The sequence below is a fragment of the Thermus composti genome (assembly GCF_014647535.1).
Classification (GTDB): domain Bacteria; phylum Deinococcota; class Deinococci; order Deinococcales; family Thermaceae; genus Thermus; species Thermus composti.
On sequence record NZ_BMPJ01000001.1, the window covers coordinates 54,813 to 76,156 of the forward strand.

19 protein-coding genes are annotated in these 21,344 nt (G+C 68.2%); 18 read left to right on the forward strand and 1 reads right to left on the reverse strand.

Features of this window, described 5'->3' with window-relative positions; genetic code table 11:
* Positions 1 to 4 precede the first annotated feature (4 nt).
* Genes IEX93_RS00270 through IEX93_RS00355 form a run of 18 tightly spaced genes read left to right on the forward strand, consistent with a single transcriptional unit; the run spans position 5 to position 20,573 of the window.
* Positions 5 to 2,068, forward strand: a complete 2,064-nt coding sequence (locus IEX93_RS00270; RefSeq protein WP_188845437.1) for a transglycosylase domain-containing protein — start codon at positions 5 to 7, stop codon at positions 2,066 to 2,068.
* Positions 2,052 to 2,795 (forward strand): RNA methyltransferase, encoded by a 744-nt coding sequence (locus tag IEX93_RS00275; RefSeq protein ID WP_229906059.1) that lies wholly within the window; start codon positions 2,052 to 2,054, stop codon positions 2,793 to 2,795. Before IEX93_RS00270 ends, IEX93_RS00275 begins: the two co-directional genes overlap by 17 nt.
* Positions 2,788 to 4,335, forward strand: coding sequence for a sensor histidine kinase (locus IEX93_RS00280; RefSeq protein WP_188845233.1), 1,548 nt, complete (start codon positions 2,788 to 2,790; stop codon positions 4,333 to 4,335). The genes IEX93_RS00275 and IEX93_RS00280 overlap by 8 nt, the downstream gene beginning before the upstream one ends.
* Before the next feature lie 38 nt (positions 4,336 to 4,373).
* Positions 4,374 to 4,859, forward strand: coding sequence for a low molecular weight protein-tyrosine-phosphatase (locus IEX93_RS00285; RefSeq protein ID WP_188845235.1), 486 nt, complete (start codon positions 4,374 to 4,376; stop codon positions 4,857 to 4,859).
* A complete protein-coding gene (locus tag IEX93_RS00290) occupies positions 4,822 to 5,610 on the forward strand; it encodes a fructosamine kinase family protein (protein WP_188845237.1) in 789 nt (262 codons plus the stop codon). Before IEX93_RS00285 ends, IEX93_RS00290 begins: the two co-directional genes overlap by 38 nt.
* Positions 5,586 to 6,341 (forward strand): DUF4388 domain-containing protein, encoded by a 756-nt coding sequence (locus IEX93_RS00295; protein ID WP_188845239.1) that lies wholly within the window; start codon positions 5,586 to 5,588, stop codon positions 6,339 to 6,341. The genes IEX93_RS00290 and IEX93_RS00295 overlap by 25 nt, the downstream gene beginning before the upstream one ends.
* Before the next feature lie 7 nt (positions 6,342 to 6,348).
* Positions 6,349 to 7,194 carry a pseudouridine-5'-phosphate glycosidase gene (locus IEX93_RS00300; RefSeq protein ID WP_188845241.1) on the forward strand — a complete coding sequence of 282 codons (846 nt, stop codon included), beginning with the start codon at positions 6,349 to 6,351 and terminating at the stop codon, positions 7,192 to 7,194.
* 3 nt (positions 7,195 to 7,197) lie between these two features.
* Positions 7,198 to 8,061: a RodZ domain-containing protein gene (locus tag IEX93_RS00305; RefSeq protein ID WP_188845243.1), complete on the forward strand. Its 864-nt coding sequence runs from the start codon at positions 7,198 to 7,200 to the stop codon at positions 8,059 to 8,061.
* A gap of 48 nt (positions 8,062 to 8,109) precedes the next feature.
* The gene (rimO, locus tag IEX93_RS00310; protein ID WP_188845245.1) at positions 8,110 to 9,414 is read left to right on the forward strand and encodes a 30S ribosomal protein S12 methylthiotransferase RimO; all 1,305 of its coding nucleotides are present in this window, start codon (positions 8,110 to 8,112) and stop codon (positions 9,412 to 9,414) included.
* A gap of 12 nt (positions 9,415 to 9,426) precedes the next feature.
* Complete coding sequence (gene trkA, locus IEX93_RS00315; protein ID WP_188845246.1) at positions 9,427 to 10,764, forward strand: Trk system potassium transporter TrkA; 1,338 nt, start codon at positions 9,427 to 9,429, stop codon at positions 10,762 to 10,764.
* Entirely contained in the window at positions 10,736 to 12,208 is a 1,473-nt protein-coding gene (locus tag IEX93_RS00320; RefSeq protein ID WP_188845249.1) for a TrkH family potassium uptake protein, read from the forward strand. The genes trkA and IEX93_RS00320 overlap by 29 nt, the downstream gene beginning before the upstream one ends.
* A 13-nt stretch (positions 12,209 to 12,221) precedes the next feature.
* Entirely contained in the window at positions 12,222 to 14,678 is a 2,457-nt protein-coding gene (gene glgP / locus IEX93_RS00325) for an alpha-glucan family phosphorylase (protein ID WP_188845251.1), read from the forward strand.
* Between the two features lie 58 nt (positions 14,679 to 14,736).
* On the forward strand, positions 14,737 to 15,501 hold the full coding sequence (locus IEX93_RS00330; protein WP_188845253.1) for an ABC transporter substrate-binding protein: 765 nt from the start codon (positions 14,737 to 14,739) through the stop codon (positions 15,499 to 15,501).
* Between the two features lie 45 nt (positions 15,502 to 15,546).
* Complete coding sequence (locus tag IEX93_RS00335; RefSeq protein ID WP_188845255.1) at positions 15,547 to 16,347, forward strand: amino acid ABC transporter permease; 801 nt, start codon at positions 15,547 to 15,549, stop codon at positions 16,345 to 16,347.
* Positions 16,348 to 16,405: 58 nt separating this feature from the next.
* Positions 16,406 to 17,356 carry a TAXI family TRAP transporter solute-binding subunit gene (locus IEX93_RS00340; protein WP_188845257.1) on the forward strand — a complete coding sequence of 317 codons (951 nt, stop codon included), beginning with the start codon at positions 16,406 to 16,408 and terminating at the stop codon, positions 17,354 to 17,356.
* Between the two features lie 55 nt (positions 17,357 to 17,411).
* Entirely contained in the window at positions 17,412 to 19,385 is a 1,974-nt protein-coding gene (locus IEX93_RS00345) for a TRAP transporter permease (RefSeq protein WP_188845259.1), read from the forward strand.
* The gene (locus tag IEX93_RS00350; RefSeq protein WP_275943678.1) at positions 19,382 to 20,125 is read left to right on the forward strand and encodes an amino acid ABC transporter ATP-binding protein; all 744 of its coding nucleotides are present in this window, start codon (positions 19,382 to 19,384) and stop codon (positions 20,123 to 20,125) included. The genes IEX93_RS00345 and IEX93_RS00350 overlap by 4 nt, the downstream gene beginning before the upstream one ends.
* A 4-nt stretch (positions 20,126 to 20,129) precedes the next feature.
* Positions 20,130 to 20,573 carry a hypothetical protein gene (locus IEX93_RS00355; RefSeq protein ID WP_188845261.1) on the forward strand — a complete coding sequence of 148 codons (444 nt, stop codon included), beginning with the start codon at positions 20,130 to 20,132 and terminating at the stop codon, positions 20,571 to 20,573.
* Here IEX93_RS00355 and IEX93_RS00360 read toward each other — a convergent pair.
* Positions 20,494 to 21,342, reverse strand: coding sequence for a patatin-like phospholipase family protein (locus IEX93_RS00360; RefSeq protein WP_188845263.1), 849 nt, complete (start codon positions 21,340 to 21,342; stop codon positions 20,494 to 20,496). The two genes, IEX93_RS00355 and IEX93_RS00360, sit on opposite strands and share 80 nt — an antisense overlap.
* Positions 21,343 to 21,344 lie beyond the last annotated feature (2 nt).

The window sequence follows — 21,344 nt, forward strand, 5'->3', positions numbered from 1 at the left end:
ACTGGTGGGCGTGCGGGCGCTGCGCCTTTTCCTCTTCCTTCTGGCCGGCCTGGGGACCGGGTCGGGGTTGGGGTTGGGCTATCTGGTCTACGCCTACACCCGTAACCTCCCCGATCTTTCCCAGTTTGAGCGCCTGCGCCTCACCGCCACCTCCACCCTCTACGCCCGGGACGGCACCCTCCTCGCCCAGATCGCCAGCGTGGAGGAGGGGCGGGCCATCCACCGGAGCCTGGTGCGCCTAAGTGAGGTCTCCCCGGCGGCGGTGGCGGCCATCGTCTTCTCCGAGGACCGCCGCTTCTTTCAGCACTACGGCCTGGATCCGGTGCGCCTTCTGGGAGCCCTTTGGGCCATCCTCCAGGGGGATCTCCAGGGAGGAAGCACCATCACCACCCAGGTCATCAAGAACACCCTCCTCAGGGAGCTGGCCCAGGTCCGCACCCTGGAGCGGAAGGTGAAGGAGTGGGCCTTGGCCTTGGAGCTAGAACGGCGCTACACCAAGAAAGAGATCCTGGAGATGTACCTGAACGTGGTCCCCTGGGGGGGGAACGCCGTGGGGATCAAGGGGGCGGCGGAGGCCTACTTCGGCAAGGACCCGGCGGCCCTAAGCCTGGCGGAAGGGCTCTATTTGGCCTCCCTCATCCCTGCCCCCAACGCCCGCTACCAGGACCTGAAGGGGGTGCGGGAAAGGATGCGCCGCCTCCTGGACGAGATGGTGGCGGAAGGCTGGGTGAGCCGGGAGGTGGCCGAGGCCTCCTGGCGGGAACCTTTGGTGCCCAAGGGGTGGCAGGCCCGCTACGACGGGGAGGGGAACCTCCTCGAGGCCCGGCTGGTGGACCCGGAGGCCCGCATCCTCAGGCAGGTGGACTTCCGCATGGCCTCCCACTTCGTTCTGGAGGTGCGCCGCTTTCTGGAGGAGCGCTTCGGTAAGGAGAAGGTCTACGGCGAAGGAGGGCTCCGGGTCTACACCACCTTGGACCCCGGAATGCAGCAGGCCGCCGAAAGGGCGGCCCGGGAGGCCCGCCTCCCCGAGGGAGCGGACCTGGCCCTCGTGGGCCTGGACCCCGAAACCGGGGAGGTTTTGGCCTTGGTGGGCGGGGTGCGGCGGGAAAACGACCAGTACAACCGGGCCACCCGGGCCCTCCGGAACCCGGGGAGCGCGGTGAAGCCCTTCGTTTACGCCACCGCCCTCGAGGCGGGCTGGACCCAGGCCACCTTGGTCCCCGACCGTCCCCTGGAGTTCCCCGACCCGAGCCAGCCCGGAGGGGTTTGGCGGCCCAAGAACTTCTCCGGGAGGTTTTTGAGCCGGGAGATCACCCTCCGCTACGCCCTGGACCTCTCCCTAAACCTTCCCGCCGTTTACACGGCGAACGCCATCGGGATCCAGCGGGTGGCCGAGAAGCTCGCCCAGGCCGGCTTCGTGGTCAGGTACCCCACCCTGGCCATCGCCATCGGGGGGGCTTCCATCACCCCTGTGAACCTGGCCGCCGCCTACGCCGCCTTCGTCAACGGGGGCTACCGGGTGACCCCCCTTTACGTGAAGCGGGTGGAGGACGCCGAGGGCCGGGTTCTCTACGAGGCCTATCCCCAGAGGCGCCGCCTCTTTAGCCCCCAGGTGGCCTACCAGGGGTGGGACCTCCTCAAGGGATACATCTACGACCTGGGGGAGAAGGGCCTCGCCAAGGGGGCCCGGATCCCGGGCCGGGTGGTGGGGGGGAAGACGGGCACCACCAACGAGGCCCGGGACCTCTGGTTCGCCGGGGTGACCCGGGGGCTTTCCGCCGTGGTCTGGGTGGGACGGGACGACAACCAGCCCCTGAGGATGGGGGGAAGGGAGCCCTCTAGCTCCGTGGTCAACCCCCCCATCTGGCGGGCTTTCGTGGCCGAGGCCCTAAGGGGCCGTCCCGCAGGGGACTTCTCCCCGCCTCCTGGGCTTGTAAAGGCCCGGGTGGACCTCCTCACGGGAAGGCCTTCCCCTCAAGGGGTGGAGATGTGGTTCCCCGAGGGCCAGGTGCCCTTCCCGGAGGAGGCCCCTTCCCAAATGGAGGAACCCCATGGAACGACGCCCTGACCTGAGCCGGGTGCGCATCGTCTTGGTGGAGCCCCAGGAGCCCATGAACCTGGGGGCGGTGGCCCGGGCCATGCGCAACTTCGGGCTTTCCCGGCTTTACGTGGTCAACCCCCCGCCCCGGGTGGGCCCCCCCTGGGCCAAGGAGGCTTACTGGCTTGCCGTCCACGCCGAAGAGGTTTTGGAGCGGGCGGTGGCCGTGTCCAGCCTGGAGGAGGCCCTAAAGGGGGTGGCCTTCGTGGTGGCCACCACCGGGAGGCCTCGGGAGGTCTACCCCGCCCCGGTGGTCCCGGCCTGGGAGGTGCCCGGGCACGTCCTAAGGGTGAAGGGAGAGGTGGCCCTGGTCTTCGGCCGGGAGACCTTTGGCCTCACCAACGAGGAGTTGGAGCCCGCCCACCTCATCGGCACCATCCCCGCCGCCCCTGAGCAGCCCTCCTTGAACCTGGCCCAGGCGGTGGTGGTCTTCGCCTACGAGCTCTACAAGGAGGCCCTCCGGCAGGAGTGGCGGGCCGGGGAGGACTTGGCGGAGGTGGAGGCTTTGGAGGGCTTTTTCCAGGACCTGGGCCGCTACATCCTGGAGATCGGCTTCACCGATGAGAACCGCTACCCCTACGCCATGCGCCGCCTGAGGCGCATCTTCCACAAGGCCCGGCTCACCCCGGGAGAAGTGCAGATGCTCCGGGGGCTTCTCCACCAAAGCCGCTTCGCCCAGGGGAAGAAGGATGGCTAGCCACAGCGTCTACCGCCTGGTCCGCCTGGCCCAGAAGTTTTTGCCCCCAGCCATCGCCCTGGTGGTGGTGGCCTTTGAGCTCGCCCTTTCCCCCTTTGATCACACCAGCGCCCTCTTCTGGCTCCGCCTAGGCTTCTACGGCCTGGTGGGGCCCCTGGTCACCTACGCCGTTTTGGAATGGATCGCCCAGGAGGTCCTGGAGAAGGACCGGGCGGAAAGGGCCCTGGAGGAGGCCAACCGCAGGCTTCTCGCCTCGGGGCGGATCTTCCGCGAGGCCTTGGAAAGCGAGAACCTGGAGGAGGCCCTCCAAAGGATCGCCCGGGCCTTGGAGGAGACCCTCGGCTACCCCGTGGCCCTCGAGGCCGAGGGGGTGCGCTCGGGGGAGGGGTGCGGGGGGGTGCGGGTGGACCTCCCCGGTCTCAAGGGGTACCTGGAGGCCTGCCCCCCGGCCCCCGAGCGGGCTTTTCTGGAGGTCCTGGCCCACGAGGTGGCGGGGGCCCTCCAGTCGGTGGTGGCCCGGAGCCGGGACCTCCTCACCCTCTTTGAGGTGAACCAGGCCCTGAAGGCCGAGGCCAACCTGGACCGGCTTCTGGAGGGCCTCCTGGAAAAGATCCGCTCCTGGGCCGAGGCCGAGGGGGGCGGGGTCCTCCTCTTGGACGAGGAGGGGTTTCTGGTCCCCCGGGTGGCCCAGGGGTTTTCCCTCCCGGGCCATCCCTTCCTCCCCGAGGGGCCCTGGAAGGGGGCCTTGGAAGGCCCGGTCTTCGTGGAGGAGGGGGTCCTGGCCCTCCCCTTGAAGGCCCGGGAGCCGGTGGGGGTTTTGGTCCTTAAGGGGAAGGGGCTTTCCCGAAGGATCCCCTTCCTCTCCTTCCTGGCCTCCCAGGTGGCCCTGGCGGTGCGGAACGCCCAGGCCTACCTGAAGGCGGAGGAGCTCGCCATCAACGAGGAGCGCACCCGCATCGCCCGGGAGATCCACGATGGCCTGGCCCAAAGCCTCGCCTTCATGGCCTTGAAGCTGGACCTGGTGGAAAGGCTTCTTTCCAAGGACCGGGAGGCGGCCCTAAGGGCCCTGGCCGAGGTGCGGGAGACCCTGAGGGCCCAGATCCGGGAGGTGCGCCGGAGCATCTTCGCCCTAAGGCCCATAGACCTGGAGCGCTACGGCTTTTTGGAGTCCCTGCGCCGTTACGCCCAGGCCTTCGCCGAGCAGGCGGGGTTCCGGGTGGCCCTCTCCCTTCCCGAGGCGGTGGGCCTGAGCCAGGCCAGCGAGCTGGTCCTCTTCCGGGTCCTCCAGGAGGCCCTCACTAACGCCGCCAAGCACGCAAGGCCCACCCGGGTGGAGGTGGTCTTGGAGCCTTTAGGGGAGCGGGGGGCAAGGCTCCTCGTGCGGGACAACGGCCGGGGTTTTTCCGCCCCCGAGGCCCAAGGGCTTGGAGGGTTTGGCCTCACCCAGATGCGCGAGAGGGTGGAGGCCCGGGGCGGGCGGTTCTGGGTAGCCTCGGAGCCGGGGAGGGGGACGGAGGTGGGGGCGGAGCTTCCCTACTAAATACCCCAAGGAAAAGGAGGGGGGCTATGATGGGAGGCATGGACCGCCCCATCCGCGTCCTTTTCGTCTGCCTGGGCAACATTTGCCGTAGCCCCATGGCCGAGGGCATCTTCCGCAAGCTCCTCAAGGAGCGGGGCCTCGAGGCCTTCTTTGAGGTGGACTCGGCGGGGACCGGGGCCTGGCACGTGGGCGAGCCCATGGACCCCCGGGCGAGGCGGGTTCTGGAGGAGGAGGGGGCCTACTTCCCCCACGTGGCCCGGAGGCTAAGCCGGGAGGACGTCCAGGCGTACGATCACATCCTGGTCATGGACCGGGAGAACCTGGAGGAGGTCTTGAGGCGCTTCCCCGAGGCCCGGGGCAAGGTGCGCCTGGTCCTGGACTTCTTGGGCGGGGGAGAGGTCCAAGACCCTTACTACGGGGACCTCCAGGACTTCCGGGAGGTTTACTGGACCCTGGAGGAGGCCCTTAAGGCCTTCCTCGAGGCCCATGGACCCGTTAAGCCTTCTCCGGAAGGCCGGGCTTAGCGCCCAGGGCCCGGCCCTCCCCCTCCACGGGGGGGATATGGCCCGGGTCTTTCGGGTGGGGCCCTATGCGGTGAAGCTGGCCCCAAACCCCCCGAGGGGGCTTTTCCAGGCCGAGGCCCAGGGGCTTTGGGCCTTGGAGGAGCGGGGGGTGCGGGTGCCCCGGGTGTACTGGGTGGGGGAGGAGGGCCTGGTCCTGGAGTACCTGGAGCCGGGCCCCGAGGACTGGGAGGGCCTGGCCCGGATGCTCGCGGCCCTCCACCGGAGGCGGGAGGCGGCCTACCGCGCCGAGCCTGGCTTCCTCGGCACCTTCCCCCTTCCTGGGCGGGAGGGCGGGGAGTGGACCACCTTCTTCTACGAGCGGTGCGTCCTTCCCCTCCTTAAGGCCACCTGGGACCGGCTTCAGGGCCTTGGCCCCAAGGTGGAGGCCCTCTTCCAAGACCCCTTGCCCGCCGAGGGGCCCGCCCCCCTCCACGGGGACCTCTGGCACGGGAACGTCTACTTCAGCCGGGAAGGCCCGGCCCTCCTGGACCCTTCTTTCTTCGTGGGGGAAAGGGGGGTGGACCTGGCCATGATGCGGCTTTTCGGGGGGTTCCCGAAGGCCTTCTGGGAGGCCTACCGGGCCCTTTACCCCGTGCCCGAGGAGGTGGAAAGGGCCCTTCCCCGCTACCAGGTCTACTACCTCCTGGCCCACGTCCACTTCTTCGGCGAGGGGTATCTGGGGGCGTTATGGAGGGTGATTTCCGCCTCCTAGGGCCCATAGACCTCCTCCAGCTCCTGGCCCAGGGGAGGCGGACGGGCCTTTTCGCCGTGGAGGGCCGGGAGGCGGGGGAGGTGTATTTGGAGGGGGGCCGGCCCGTCCACGCCCGCTTCGGAGGGAAGGTGGGGAAGGAGGCCCTTTTGGAGATCCTGGCCCTGAAGGAGGGGGTTTTTCGCTTCCACCTCGGGGCCAAGGCCCCCCTCACGAGCCTCGAGGGCCCCTTGGAGGCCTACCTCCTCGAGGCGGTGCGGCGTTTGGACGAGAGGGTGGAGGTGGGCCCCTTTGACCTGGTGCGGCCCGCACCCCGCCTCCAGGCCTTGCGGGGCACCCTGGCCCCCGAGGAGCTCGCCCTCCTTTTGGCCTTGGGTCCGGGAAAAAGCCCCTTGGACCTGGCGGGGGAGGGGCTTTCCCTGGAGGAGGTCCTTAGGCGGCTTGGGCAGCTGGCCCGGCTCCGCCTGGTGGAGGTCCAGCCCCGCATCCCCCGCACCGCCAGGCTCCGGGTGGTCCTGGGCGGCAAGGGGGCCCAGGTGGAGGCCCTCCTCCTCAAGGCCTGGCGGGCCCACTACGGGGCCTTCCCCCGGGTGCGGGTCAAGGGGGCCAGGGAGTTTAGCCTAGAGGTGGTGGGCGTGGAGGGGCTTGGGGTGGAGCTTCGCCTCGCCCCTGAACTCCTCCTCTTCCACGGCCTTCGGGCCGGGGAGGAGGTTTTGGCCTGGCCTGAGGTATAGTGGCCCCATGCCGGAAGCCTTGGTGGCTTTGGAGTCGGCGGTCCTCACCCACGGCCTGCCCTACCCCTTAAACCTCCAGGTGGCCTTGGCCCTGGAAGAGGCGGTGCGGGAGGAGGGGGCCATCCCCAAGACCATCGCCCTTTGGAAGGGAGAGGTGCGGGTGGGGCTTTCCCGGGAGGAGATGGAAAGCCTCGCCCAAGGGGGGGCGGAGAAGGCGAGCCTTTGGAACCTGGCGGCCCTTCTCGCCCAGGGGAAAAGCGCCGGGACCACGGTGGCGGCCACTCTCCACCTGGCCCACCGCCACGGGATCTCCGTCTTCGCCACCGGGGGGATCGGGGGGGTTCATCCCGAGCCCTACCACGAGAGCGCCGACCTCTGGGCCCTGGCCCGCGCCCCCATCCTGGTGGTCTGTAGCGGCCCCAAGGCCATCCTGGACCTAAAGGCCACCCTGGAGCGCCTGGAGACCCTGGGGGTGAGCGTGGTGGGCTACCGCACGGACCGCCTGCCCGCCTTTTTCTCCCCCGCCTCCCCCTTCCCGGTGCCGGCCCGGGTGGACACCCCTATGGAGGCGGCTCGGGTCTTCCTCGAGGCTAAGGCCCTGGGCCTGGGGGCGGTCTTGCTGGTGAACCCGGTCTCGGAGGGCCTCCCCTACGAGAAGGTGGCGGCCTGGGTGGAGGAGGTCACCCACCGGGCGGCCCGGGAAGGGATCCACGGCAAGGCCCTCACCCCCTTCCTCCTCCGGAGGCTTTCCGAGCTTTCCCAAGGGGAGACGGACCGGGTGAACCAAAGGCTCCTTTTGGAAAACGCCCGCCTGGCGGCCCGGGTGGCCCTGGCCCTTTCCGGGATAGAATAGGCGGTGTGCGAGCTTGGGGAAAGGCTAAGAGCGGCCCGGGAGGAAAAGGGCCTCAGCCTCAAGGAGGCGGCCCGCGCCCTGGCCTTGCGGGTGGAGGTCCTCGAGGCCTTGGAGGCCTGCCGCTTTGAGGACCTTCCCGAGCCCGCCCTCGCCCGGGGGTACCTGCGCCGCTACGCCCACCTCCTGGACCTGGACCCCGGGCCCCTCCTCGCCCTTTTCCCTCAAAGCTCCATGCCAAGGCCGCCCGAGGCCAAGCCCCAGAAGAAGGCCCCTTGGCTTTGGATCCTCCTCTTCCTAGTCCTGCCTCTTGCTTTCGGCGGCTACCTCCTTTTCCAGGCCCTGAGGCCCGCCCCTCCCCAGGTGGTGGAGGTGGCCCCCCCACCTCCCAAGCCCCCGGAGCGCTACCGCCTGCGGGTGGTGAGCACCCCCCCCGGAGCCCGGGTCTACCTGGACGGGTTCTACCTGGGGCAGACCCCCCTGGAGGCCCCGCCCGTGGAGGGAGGCAGGCGGCTTTTGCGCCTGGAGCTGGAGGGGTTTGAGCCCGTTGAGGCCGAGGTGGTTTTAGACCGGGACCGGAACCTCTCCTTCTCCCTCAAGCCCCTGCCCAAGCCCGAGGCTTCCCCGCCCGAGGGGGGGGCGGGCAAGCTGGTCCTTAAGCTGGAGGGGCGGAGCTGGCTTAGGGTGCGCCGGGGAGAGGAGAGGCTTTACGAGGGGATCCCCGAGGTGGGGGCGGAGCTTTCCTTTGACCTGCCCGTGGAGGTGCGCGCCGGGAACCCGGGGGCGGTGCGGGTCATCCTCGAGGGAAAGGACCTGGGGCCCATGGGGGAGCCGGGCGTTCCCTTAACCCGTACCTTCGGAAGCCCCTAGGCTTCTATACTGGGGGATTGTTGGGGCGAGGGCCCCTTAAGGAGCGCTATGGCCAAGATCGGTTTCGTAAGCCTTGGGTGCCCCAAGGCCCTGGTGGACTCCGAGCAGATCCTCTCCCGGCTCAAGGCCTTGGGGTATGAGACGAGCCCGAGCTACCAGGAGGCCGAGCTCGTCATCGTCAACACCTGCGGCTTCATCAACGAGGCGGTGGAGGAGAGCCTCGAGGCCATCGGGGAGGCCTTGCGGGAAAACGGCAGGGTCATCGTCACCGGCTGCCTGGGGGCGCGCCCCGAGAAGATCCGGGAAAACCACCCCGAGGTCCTGGAGGTCACGGGTCCCGGGGAGGTGGAAAGGGTCCTGGAGGCGGTGCAAAGGGTCCTCCCCGCCCCCAGAGACCCCTTCTTGGACCTCATCCCCCCCCAGGTCAAGCTCACCCCCCGCCACTACGCCTACCTGAAGCTTTCCGAGGGGTGCGACCACCGGTGTAGCTTCTGCATCATCCCCAAGCTCCGGGGGCCCTTGCGCTCCCGGGACGCCGCCGACGTGCTCGCCGAGGCAGCGAGGCTGGTGGCCACGGGCACCAAGGAGCTCCTCCTCATCGCCCAGGACCTCTCCGCCTACGGGGTGGACCTCGGGCACCGGGCAAGCTTCTGGGGGGACCGCCTGGTGCGGGCGGAGCTTAAGGACCTCCTGGCCCACATGGCCGAGCTTGGGGCCTGGATCCGCCTCCACTACGTCTACCCTTACCCCCACGTTAAGGACCTCCTCCCCCTCATGGCCGAGGGGAAGGTCCTGCCCTACCTGGACGTGCCCCTGCAGCACGCTTCCGAGAGGATCCTCCGCCGCATGCGCCGCCCCGGGGGGTACCAAAGCCACCTGAAGACCCTGAAGGCCTGGCGGGAGGTGGTGCCCGAGCTCGCGGTGCGCTCCACCTTTATCGTGGGCTTTCCCGGGGAGACGGAGGAGGACTTTAGGATCCTTCTGGACTTCCTGGAGGAGGCGGAGCTGGACCGGGTGGGGGTCTTCGCCTACTCCCCGGTGGAGGGGGCGGAGGCCAACCGCCTGGAAGGCCACGTCCCCGAGGAGGTGAAGGAGGAGCGCAAGGCCCGCCTCCTCGAGGTCCAGGCCCGGGTGAGCCTAAGGAAGAACCGGCGCTTCGTGGGCAAGACCCTGGAGGTCCTGGTGGACGACCTCCTGGAGCCCGGCCTCGCCGTGGGCCGCACCTACCGGGACTCCCCGGGCATTGACGGGGTGGTCTACGTGGAGACCGACGGCACGGTGCGGGTGGGGGACCGGATCCCGGTCCGGATCACCCAGGCGGAGGTCTACGACCTCCGCGGGGTCCAGGTTTAGCATAGGGGCGGGATGTACATCGTCATCGCCGGCGCTGGGGAGGTGGGGGGCGCCTTGGCCAAGGCCCTGGAAAGGCCCCACGAGGTGGTGGTCATTGACCGCAACCCCGAGGCCAAGGAAAGGCTTTCCACCCTGGACGTGAAGGTGGTGGTAGGGGGGGCCACGGACCCCGACACCCTGAGGGAGGCGGGGGTGGACCGGGCCGACCTCTTCATCGCCAGCACCGACTCCGACGAGATCAACCTCCTGGCCTCCCTCCTCGCCAAGGGGCTTGGGGCCAAGGAAGCCCTCTGCTTCGTGGGCAAGGGGGGGTACGTGGAGGTGCTCACCGACCCCCGCACCGCCGAGATCCTGGGCACCCGCATAGACAAGGTTCTCTGGCCCCAAAGGGCCATGGCCCAGGAGATCGTGGAGGTGATCCTGGTCCCCGGGGCGGTGGACGTGGAGGTCCTGGCGGAAGGGCGGCTCCGCTTCGTGGAGTACCGGGTGGTGGAGGAGGGCCCGTATTTTCACCGGCTCCTGAGCCAGGAGGTCTGGCCCGAGGGCGTCTTTCTGGTGGGGGTGGTGCGGGAGGGGGCGTTTTTGTCCTTCGCCCACCCCGACCTGCCCGAGGTGGTCTTGGAGCAGGGGGACAAGATCCTCTTCCTCGCCACCCCCAGGGCCTTCCCGGAGCTGGAGGCCGCCTTCGCCTTCGGCCGGGGGGTGCGCCGGGTCATGGTGATCGGAGGGGGGAACGTGGGCTACATGGTGGCCCGGGAGCTTCTTCGGCGCCGCCTCGAGGTGGTGATCGTGGAGGCCAGCTTAGAACGGTGCCAGTGGCTTTCCCAGGAGCTGGAGAGGGCTTTGGTCATCCAGGGGGACGGGACGGACCTGGAGCTTTTGCAAAGCGAGGGCATCACCGAGGCCGATGTGGTGGTGGCGGTGACGGACAACGACGAGAAAAACCTCCTGGCAAGCCTTCTTGCAAAGCAGCTGGGCGTGCGCAAGGTCATTACCCGGTGTTCCCGGTCCGAGACCCGGAGGCTCTTTGAGCAGGTGGGCATTGACCTGGCCCTTACCCCCCGCCAGGCGGCGGTGCGGGCGGTTTTGGACTTTCTGGGGCCCGAGAACGTGGAGCACGTGGCCACCATGGACGAGAACATAGAGCTTTTGGAGGTGGAGCTTCCCGAGGGGTTTTCCCCGAGGCCTTTGGGGGCCCTGGTGGAGCCCAACGTGGCGCCGGCGGCCTTGGAGCGGGACCGGAGGGTTTTCTTCTACCGGGAGGACCTAGAGGCCCGTCCCAAGGACCGCCTCTACCTGGTGGTGGCCCGCGAGGTGGCCGATGAAGTCCTGGCGCGCCTCCTCGGCTAGGCAGGGTTTCCGGGCCAGCCTCTTCCTCCTGGGCCTCACCTACCAGGGGTTTGGCGGGCTTTCCCTGGGGTTCGCCCTCCTGGCGTGGGCCTTGGGGGAGGACACCCGCGGGTTCGCCCTGGCGGCCCTTTTGGGTTTGGGCCTGGGGCGGCTTTTCCAGCTTCTGGGCCACCCCGAGGCCGAGCCCCGCCGGGCCGAGGTCTTCGCCAGCGTGGCCTTGGTGTGGCTCTTGGTCCCCGTTTTAGGGGCGGTGCCCTACTGGCTTTCCGGGGGGCTAAGCTACCTGGACGCCCTTTTTGAGTCTGTTTCGGGCTTCACCACCACGGGGGCCACGGTCCTCGCCGACTTCGGCCGGTTCGGCGAAAGCCTCCTTCTCTGGCGGGGCTTCACCCAGTGGATGGGGGGCGTCGGTATCGTGGTGCTCTTCTTGGTAATCTTCCCCCAGCTCCAGGTGGCGGGGCGCCAGGCCTTCTTCGCCGAGAGCACCGGGGTGGAGAAGGAAAGGCTTACCCCCAAGCTCCGCCAAACGGGGCTTGCGGTCCTTAAGGTCTACCTCCTTTTGACCTTGGCCGCTTTTTTGGCCTACGGGCTTTCCGGCATCCCCTGGTTTGAAGCCCTGGCCAACGCCCTGGCCACGGCCCCCGCGGGGGGGTTTAGCCCGAACCCCTTGAGCTTCGCCGCCTATTCGCCCCTCGCCCAGTGGCTGGCGGTGGGGTTCATGTTCCTGGCCGGGGTGAACTTCCTGCTCCAGTACCGTTTCCTCTTCGGGGGGGAGGTGCGGCCCCTCCTCAAGGACGCGGAGTTTCGCGCCTACACCGGGGTGGTCCTTCTTTTTGGGAGCCTTCTCGCCTTCTACCTTTACACCCACCACCTTTATGGCCTCGAGGAAAGCCTCCGCCACGCTTTCTTCCAGGTGGTTTCCGTTCTCACCACCACGGGGTTCGCCAGCGTGGACTTCGCCGCCTGGGTGGTTCCCGCCCAGGCGGTTTTGGTCTTTCTCATGTTCCTGGGGGGGAGCGCGGGCTCGGCGGCGGGGGGGATCAAGCTGGTGCGCTGGCTCCTTTTGGTGGGCCTTTTGCGCCGGGAGGTGACCCGCACCCTTCACCCCAAGGCGGTGCTCCCCTTGCGGCTGGGAAGCCGGGTCATCCCCGAGGAGGCCATGCGCCAGGTGGCGGTCTTCATCTTTCTTTACACGGTGCTTTTCGGCCTCGGGGCCCTGGCCTTGGCCCTTTTGGAGGGGGATTTCGTGGTGGCCTTCACCGCCAGCGCCCAGGCCATCGGCAACATCGGCCCGGGGCTTGGGGAGGTGGGGCCTATGGGCTCTTACGCCGGGCTTGCCCCCCTTTCCAAGCTAATCCTTATCTTTCTGATGTGGGCGGGACGGCTGGAGATCCTGCCCGTGGCCCTGCTCTTTAGCCCCGAGCTTTGGCGCAGGCTCCGCTAGTATAATCGGGGCCATGAAGGTCCTTGGACACATCACGGCCATGCCGGAGCTTCCCGAGCCCCTCCGGGGTTTGAAGGAGCTCGCCTATAACCTTTGGTGGAGCTGGAACCCGGAGGCGGCGGAGCTTTTCCAAGAGATGGATCCTTTGCTCTGGAAGCGTTTCCGAGGGAACCCGGTGAAGCTCCTCCTGGAGGTGGACCCGGCCCGCCTCGAGGCCCTCGCCGGCACCAGCTACCCCGCCCGGGTGGAAGCGGTGGTGGGGGCCCTCCGCCGCTACCTGAAGGAGCGGGAGGCCAAACAGGGCCCCCTGGTGGCCTATTTCTCGGCGGAATACGGTTTCCATAGCTCCCTTCCCATCTACGCCGGGGGGCTTGGGGTCCTGGCCGGGGACCACGTCAAGGCGGCCAGCGACCTGGGCCTGAACCTGGTGGGGGTGGGGATCTTCTACCACGAGGGCTACTTCCACCAGCGCCTCTCCCCGGAAGGGGCCCAGGTGGAGGTCTACGAGCCCCTTCGCCCGGAGGAGCTTCCCTTGCTTCCCGTCCGGGATGAGGAGGGAAGGCCCCTAAGGGTTTCCTTGGACCTGCCGGGGCGCACCCTCTGGCTTTCCGCCTACCGGGTCCAGGTGGGGGCCGTGCCGGTCTTCCTCCTCACCGCCAACCTCCCGGAAAACGCCCCCGAGGACCGGGCCATCACCGCCAGGCTCTACGAGGCGGGCCAGGAGATGCGCATCCAGCAGGAGATGGTGCTGGGGATCGGGGGGGTGCGGCTTCTGCGCGCCTTGGGCCTCCACCCGGAGGTCTTCCACATGAACGAGGGGCACTCCGCCTTTTTGGGGCTGGAGCGGGTGCGGGAGCTGGTGGCCGAGGGGTATCCCTTCCCCTTGGCCTTGGAGCTGGCCAGGGCGGGGGCCATCTTCACCACCCACACCCCGGTGCCCGCGGGGCACGACGCCTTCCCCCTGGATCTGGTGGACCGGTATTTAGGGGGGATCTGGGAGCGCTTGGGCACGGACCGGGAGGGGTTTTTGCGGCTTGGCCTCGAGGAGAAGCCTTGGGGCCCGGTCTTCTCCATGTCTAACCTCGCCCTGGCCACCAGCGCCCAGGCGGGCGGGGTCTCCCGGCTCCACGGGGAGGTTTCCCGGCGGATGTTCCGCCACCTTTGGCCGGGGCTTTTGGAGGAGGAGGTGCCCATCGGCCACGTCACCAACGGGGTCCACACCTGGACCTTCCTCCACCCCAGGCTCCGCCGCCACTACGCCGAGGTCTTCGGCCCGGAGTGGCTGAAGCGCCCCGAGGACCCCGAAACCTGGAAGGTGGAGGCCCTGGGGGAGGCGTTCTGGCGCATCCACAAGGAGCTTCGGGGTGAGCTGGTGCGGGAGGTGCGGCAGCGGCTTTACGAGCAGCGGCGCCGCAACGGGGAAAGCCCAAGCCGCCTGCGGGAGGCGGAAAGAGTTTTGGACCCCGAGGCCCTCACCATCGGCTTCGCCCGCCGCTTCGCCACCTACAAGCGGGCGGTCCTCCTCTTCAAAGACCCGGAGCGGCTTCTCAAGATCCTCCGGGGCCCCTACCCGGTGCAGTTCGTCTTCGCCGGCAAGGCCCACCCCAAGGACGAGCCCGGGAAGGCTTACCTGCAAGAGCTCATCGCCAAGATCCGGGAGTACGGCCTCGAGGACCGCATGGTGGTCCTGGAGGACTACGACATGTACCTGGCCCGGGTCTTGGTCCACGGCTCGGACGTCTGGCTCAACACCCCCCGCCGCCCCATGGAGGCCTCGGGGACGAGCGGCATGAAGGCCGCCTTGAACGGGGCCTTGAACCTGAGCGTCCTGGACGGCTGGTGGGCCGAGGCCTATAACGGCAAGAACGGCTTCGCCATCGGGGACGAGCGCACCTACGAGAGCGAGGAGGCCCAGGACATGGCGGACGCCCAGGCCCTCTACGACGTGTTGGAGTGGGAGGTCCTGCCCCTCTTCTACGCCAAAGGGCCCGAGGGGTACTCCTCCGGGTGGCTCTCCATGGTCCACGAGAGCCTGCGCACCGTGGGCCCCCGCTTCAGCGCCGCCCGCATGGTGGGGGAGTACCTGGGTCTATACCGGAAAGGTGCGGAGATGGCCCGGAAGGCCAAGGAGGGGGTGGAGGCGCTTCGGGGCTTCCTCGAGGCCCTCCCCGCCTTCTTCGCCTTGGGCCTGAAGGTGGAGGCTCCGGGCCACCTCACCCTGAACGGCGAGCCCCTGCGGGTCCAGGCCCGCCTGGAAGGGGAGGTGCCGGAGGCTCTGAGGCCCTACCTGGAGGTCCAGCTGGTCCTGAGGCGGAGCACGGGGGAGGTGGAATGGGTGCCCCTCACCCCCCAGGGGGAGGGGTACGGGCTCCTCTACCGCCCAAGCCGCCCCGGGAGCTACACCTACGGGGTGCGCCTGGCCCTCCGCCACCCCCTCACCGGGCGGGTGAACTGGGTCCGCTGGGCCTGACTTGCTCCTTGCGGCCTTGGGGGTATAATCTTGCGGTGTACGCAAGGGGAGGTGCGCTGTGAAAAAGCTTCTAATGGCAGTGGGCCTTCTGGCGCTTTCCCTGGGGTTCGCCCAGGTGCGGAACCTGGACCAGATCAAGCGCTCCGGGGAGATCCGCATCGGCACGGAAGGGGCCTTCCCCCCCTTCAACTACTTTGACGAGAAGAACCAGCTCACGGGCTTTGAGATAGACCTGGGCAACGCCATCGCCAAGCAGCTGGGCCTGAAGCCGGTCTGGATCACCCAGGCCTTTGACAGCCTCCTCATCCAGCTCAACCAGGGGCGGTTTGACTTCGTCATCGCCTCCCACGGGATCACCGAGGAGCGGGCCAAGGCGGTGGACTTCACCAACCCCCACTACTGCACCGGGGGCATCATCGTGAGCCGGAAGGGCGGCCCCAAGACGGCCAAGGATCTCCAGGGCAAGGTGGTGGGGGTGCAGATCGGCACCACCTACATGGAGGCGGCCCAGAAGATCCCCGGGGTCAAGCAGGTGCGCACCTACCAGAAAGACCCCGACGCCCTGCAAGACCTCCTGGCAGGCCGCCTGGACGCCTGGATCACCGACCGCTTCGTGGCCAAACAGGCCATCAAGGAAAGGAAGCTGGAGAACGCCTTGCAGTTTGGGGAGCTGATCTTCCAGGAGAAGGTGGCCATGGCCGTGGCCAAGGGCAACAAGAGCGTCCTGGACGCCCTCAACCAAGCCTTGGCGGACCTCATGCGCAACGGCATCTACGCCCAGATCTCCACGAAGTGGTTCGGGGAGGACGTGCGCTGCCGCTAGCCTTTTAGCCGCCCGGGGCCCGGGTGCCCCGGGCCTTTTTCCGCCATGAAGCGCCTTCTTGCCCGACTTTCCCTGCTCGCCCTTTGGGTTTTGGGGCTTTTGGGCGGTTATTACCTCCTCTTCGCCTTTTTGACCCGGGTTTTGGAGGCCTACTTCCTGGCCACGGGGTTCGGTCCCGAGCGGGCGGCCTCGGCGGGAGCGCTTCTGGCCCAGGGGGCGGAGATCACCCTGAAGCTCACCCTGATCTCGGGCCTGGCGGGCCTGGTCATCGGCGTCCTCGCCGGGATGTCCCGCCTCTCCTCTCGGCTTTGGGTGCGGCTTCCCGCCACCTTTTACGTCTGGGTCACCCGGGGGACGCCTCTTTTGGTCCAGATCCTCTTCGCCTACAACGCCCTGCCCCTCCTCCTGCGCCCCCTTTGGCCCGAGGCCCAGCAGGCCCTCACCCCCTACTGGGCCGCTTTCCTGGCCCTTTCCTTCAACGTGGGGGCTTACAACGCCGAGGTGGTGCGGGCCGGCATCCAGGCCATCCCCAAGGGGCAGTGGGAGGCGGCCTGGTCCTTGGGGCTTTCTCCGGTGGATACCATGCGTTTTGTGATCCTTCCTCAGGCCTTGAGGATCGTGGTGCCTCCCTTGGTCAACAACCTGGTGGCCCTGCTCAAGGACTCTTCCTTGGCCAGCGTCATCGCTCTTCTGGAACTTTCCCTCTCCGGGCAACGCATCATCTCCGCCACCTTCCGCCCGGTGGAGGTCTATGTGGCGGTGGCCGCCATCTACCTCTTGCTCACCACGGTGCTCACCGCCTTCACCAACCGCCTGGAGGAGCGCTTGAAGGTGAGGTCCCGCTAGGGCTTGCCAGGGTAAGGCGGCCCCGGATATACTGCCTGGGACGGAAGGAGGGAAAGGTATGCGAGGAAAAGGCTGGCTGCTAGCGGGTATCGCCCTGATGGGCCTGGGTCTGGCCCAAGAATTTATCACCATCGGCTCCGGGGCCACCACGGGGGTCTACTTCCCCCTGGCCACGGGGATGGCCAAGCTGGTGAACGACGCCAATGTGGGCATCCGGGCCAACGCCCGCCCCACGGGCGGGAGCGTGGCCAACATCAACGCCATCGCCGCGGGGGAGTTTGAGGTGGCTCTGACCCAAAACGACATCGCCTACTACGCCTACCAGGGGTGCTGCATCCCCGCCTTTGAGGGCAAGGCGGTGAAGGGGATCCGGGCCCTGGCCGCCCTCTACCCCGAGGTGATCCACATCGTGGCCCGCAAGGACGCTGGCATCCGCACCGTGGCCGACCTCAAGGGCAAGCGGGTGGTGGTGGGGGACGTGGGCTCCGGCACGGAGCAGAACGCCCGGCAGATCCTCGAGGCCTATGGCCTCCGCTTTGAGGACCTGGGCCAGGCCATCCGGGTGAGCGCCACCCAGGGCATCCAGCTCATGCAGGACAAGCGGGCGGACGCCCTCTTCTACACCGTGGGCCTGGGGGCCTCGGCCATCCAGCAGCTCGCCCTCACCACCCCCATCACCCTGGTGGCGGTGGACCTGGCCAAGGTCCAGGCCATCGCCAAGAAGTACCCCTTCTACGTGGGCTTCAACATCCCGGGGGGCACCTACAAGGGCGTGGACGTGACCACCCCCACGGTGGCGGTCCAGGCCATGCTCATCGCCTCGGAGAAGCTCTCGGAGGAGACCGTCTACAAGTTCATGAAGGCGGTCTTTGGCAACCAGGAGGCCCTCAAGAAGATCCACCCCAACCTGGAGCGCTTCTTCAGCCTGGAAAAGGCGGTGCGGGGCCTGCCCATTCCCCTGCACCCCGGGGCGGAGCGCTTCTACAAGGAAGCGGGGGTTCTGAAGTAAACTGAGGCGTCTATCCCCGGGGGCCCCGTCCTGGGGCCCCTTTTTTGAGGTGGCCATGGAAAAGGATGCCTTTCTCCTCGCCGAGGAAAGCGAGCTGGGCGGGCGGAAGCCCAAGGGATTAAGCCGTCACTTGCTTTTCGCCTTGGGCGTGGCCTGGAGCCTCTTCCAGCTTTGGGCCACGGAGCTGGGCACCCTGGACCCCATCCGCCTGCGGGCGGTCCACCTGGCCTTCGCCCTGGCCCTGGCCTTCCTGGCCTACCCCGGGAGGCGGGGCCCCAAGGACCGGGTGCCCCTTTTGGACTGGCTTTTGGCCCTTCTGGGGGCGGCGGGGGCCCTTTACGTGGTGGCCGACTACTACGGCATCACCCAGCTTCGGGGCGGGATCCCGAGCGAAAGGGACGTGGTCATGGGCACCCTCACCCTCCTCGTTCTCTTCCTGGCGAGCTGGCGGGTGGTGGGGCCCGCCCTGCCCATCATCGCCACCTTCTTCGTCCTCTACGCCCTCACCGGGCCCAAGGGCCTCATCCCCTACATGCTCCCCTCCTGGCTCCAGCTCCACGCGGGAAGCCAGTGGGGCCAGCTTGTGGGGCAGCTTTACACCACCGCGGAGGGGATCTTTGGGGTGCCCTTGGGGGTTTCCGCCACCTTCGTTTTCCTCTTCGTCCTCTTCGGGGCCCTTTTGGAGAAGGCGGGGGCGGGACGGTTCTTCATCCAGGTGGCCTATGCCCTTTTGGGTCACTTTCGCGGCGGGCCCGCCAAGGCGGCGGTGGTAGCCAGCGCCCTCACCGGGGTGGTCTCAGGGAGCTCGGTGTCCAACGTGGTGACTACGGGCACCTTCACCATTCCCCTGATGAAGCGGGTGGGCTACCCCCCGGAGAAGGCGGGGGCGGTGGAGGTGGCCTCCTCTTCCAACGGGCAGCTCATGCCCCCGGTGATGGGGGCGGCGGCCTTCATCATGGCGGAGTACCTGAACATCCCCTATAGCCAGCTCATCCTCATCGCCCTTGTCCCCGCCCTCCTCGCCTACGCCACCCTCTTCATCACCGTCCACCTGGAGGCCCTGGCCCTGGGCCTCAAGGGGGTGCCGCGGTCGGAGCTTCCCCCCTTGGCCCCGGTGCTCCGCTCGGGGTTCCACTACCTCTTCCCCCTGGCCTACCTCATCTACGCCCTGGTGGGGCTTAGGCTTACCCCCGAGCGGGCCGCCTTGAACACGGTCTTTCTCATGGCCCTCCTGATCCTCCTGCAGGAGGCCTGGCGGGCCTGGCGGGGGGGAGGGGGCTTAGGGTTCGGCCTCCTCCGGGGCTTCCGCCTCCTCCTGGAGGGCCTCGAGGCCGGCGCCCGGGGCATGGTGGGCATCGCCTTGGCCACGGCCAGCGCCGGGGTCATCGTGGGCATCGTCACCATGACCGGCATCGGCTTCGGGCTCACCGACATCGTGGAGCGCCTCTCCGGGGGAAACCTGATCCTGGTCCTCCTCCTCGCCCAGCTCACGAGCCTTCTCCTCGGCATGGGCCTTCCCACCACCGCCAACTACATCGTCATGGCCTCCTTGGTGGTGCCCGTGGTCCTGAACCTGGCGGAGAAGGCGGGGTACCCCGTGCCCCCCGTGGCCGCCCACATGTTCGTCTTCTACTTCGGCATCATGGCCGACTCCACGCCCCCCGTGGCCCTGGCCGCCTACGCCGCCAGCGCCATCGCCAAGTCGGACTTCTGGAAGACGGCGGTCCAGGGCTTCATCTACGAGCTTAGAACGGCCCTTTTGGCCTACATGTTCTTCTTCAACCCCAAGCTCCTCCTCCTGGGGGTGGAGAGCGTGGGGGAGGGGGTCTGGATCGTGCTCACCGCCCTCTTGGGCATGACGGCCTTTAGCGCCAGCCTGGTGGGCTTCCTCCACCGGCGGGCGAACCTCCTGGAAAGGGCCTTGCTCCTGGGGGCGGCCCTCACCTTGGTGGTCCCGGGGCTTCTCACCGACGCCCTCGGCCTGGGCCTCCTGGGCCTCGCCTACGCCGTACAGAGGATGCGAAAATGAGCCAGGTGGAACCCATCGTCCGCATCCGGAACCTGCACAAGTGGTTTGGCTCCCTCCATGTGCTCAAGGGGATCCACCTGGAGGTGGCCCCGGGGGAGAAGCTCGTCATCATCGGCCCCTCGGGCTCGGGGAAGAGCACCCTGATCCGGTGCATCAACCGCCTCGAGGACTTCCAGGAGGGCGAGGTGGTGGTGGACGGCCTGAACGTCAAGGACGAGAGGGCCTTAAAGGAGGTGCGGCGGGAGGTGGGGATGGTCTTCCAGCAGTTCAACCTCTTCCCCCACATGACGGTGCTGGAGAACATCACCCTGGCCCCCATACGGGTGCGCCGCTGGCCCCGGGAAAGGGCCGAGAGGAAGGCCTTGGAGCTTCTGGAGCGGGTGGGGATCCTGGACCAGGCGCATAAGTACCCGGCGGAGCTTTCCGGGGGGCAGCAGCAGCGGGTGGCCATCGCCAGGGCCCTCGCCATGGAGCCCAAGATCATGCTCTTTGACGAGCCCACCTCGGCCTTGGACCCCGAGATGGTGGGGGAGGTTCTGGACGTGATGCGGGACCTGGCCCGGGGGGGGATGACCATGCTGGTGGTGACCCACGAGATGGGGTTCGCCCGGGAGGTGGCGGACCGGGTGGTCTTCATGGACGGGGGGCAGATCGTGGAGGAGGGGAGGCCGGAGGAGATCTTCACCCGGCCCAAGGAGGAGAGGACCCGGAGCTTCCTGGAAAGGGTCCTGCACCACTAGGCCCGTGGACGGCCTTTTCCGCGCCCTCCAGGCCCTTTGGGACCCCAAGGCCCCGGGGGCCCTTAGGCGGCGCGGCCTCAGGCTTTACGCCCTGGGGTTGCTGGGGGTTCAGGGCCTTTTCCTACTGCTCCTCGCCCCTTTTCTGCCCCAGGCCCCCCATCCGGTCCTCGGGGCCTTCGCCCTCTTGGGCGGGGGCTGGCTCTTCTGGCTTGGGCGCAAGGCCTTTCAGGAAGCCCCGCCCGTGGCCTCCCTTGTGGCCGTGGGCCTTGGGGTCGCCGCTTTTTTCTTTCTGGGGGTGATGGGGCTCCTCCTTAGGCCCTGGGGGCTTGCGCTTTGGTTGGTGGGGCTTTGGGCCTTCGGGCACCTTCTCAGGCGGGGCGAGGCCGGCCTCGAGGGAGGCGAAGGAGGTCCTGGGGGCGGAAACGGGCCAGGGCCTGGATCTCCTTGAGGCGCTCTTGGGCCCGCTTTTGCCCCAGCTGGTAGACCAGGGGGAGCTTTTCGTGGTCAAAGGTGTCTATGGGGAAAGGGGGGTTTAGGACGAGGACCAGGTCCGCTTCCTTGAGGGCCAGGTCCTTAAGGCGCCTGCGGCTCGCCTCCCCCGCCAGGAGGGCGGCCTCGAGGGCCGTCCTGGGCGGTTCCTTGGGCGGCGGGTTGGAGACGTCCACGGCCACCACCTTGGGGAAGAGGGCCTTGGCCGCCCGCACCGGCACCTTCTCCGCCACGTCCCCGTCCACCAAAAGCCGCCCCTCCCAAAGGACGGGGGGGAAGAGGCCGGGGATGGCGGCGCTGGCCAGGACCGCCTTCCACACGGGGCCCCGCCGCAAGACCACCCCCTCCCCGGTGAGGAGGTCCGCCGCCTGGATGGCCAGGGGGATGGGGCTATCCTCTAACCGCGCCTCCCCGAAGAGGCGCTTCAGGCCCTCTTCCACCCGGGAGGGGTCCATGAGGCTTGGGCGCCGGAAGGCAGCGAAGAGGCGGGCTAGGAGCTTGAGGTTCCCCGCGCGGCGGAGCTGGGCCACCTCCTCGTCAAAGACCGCTTGGTGGATCTTCCAGGGGTCCTTGTGGCCGAAGGCCCAGGCGGCGGCCGCCAAGGCCCCGGCGGAGCTTCCCGCAAGGGCCCGGATGGGGACGCCCGCCTCTTCCAAGACGGCGAGCACCCCCAGGTGGGCGTACCCCCGGACGCCCCCTCCTCCTAGGGCCAAGGCCACGCCCCGCACGG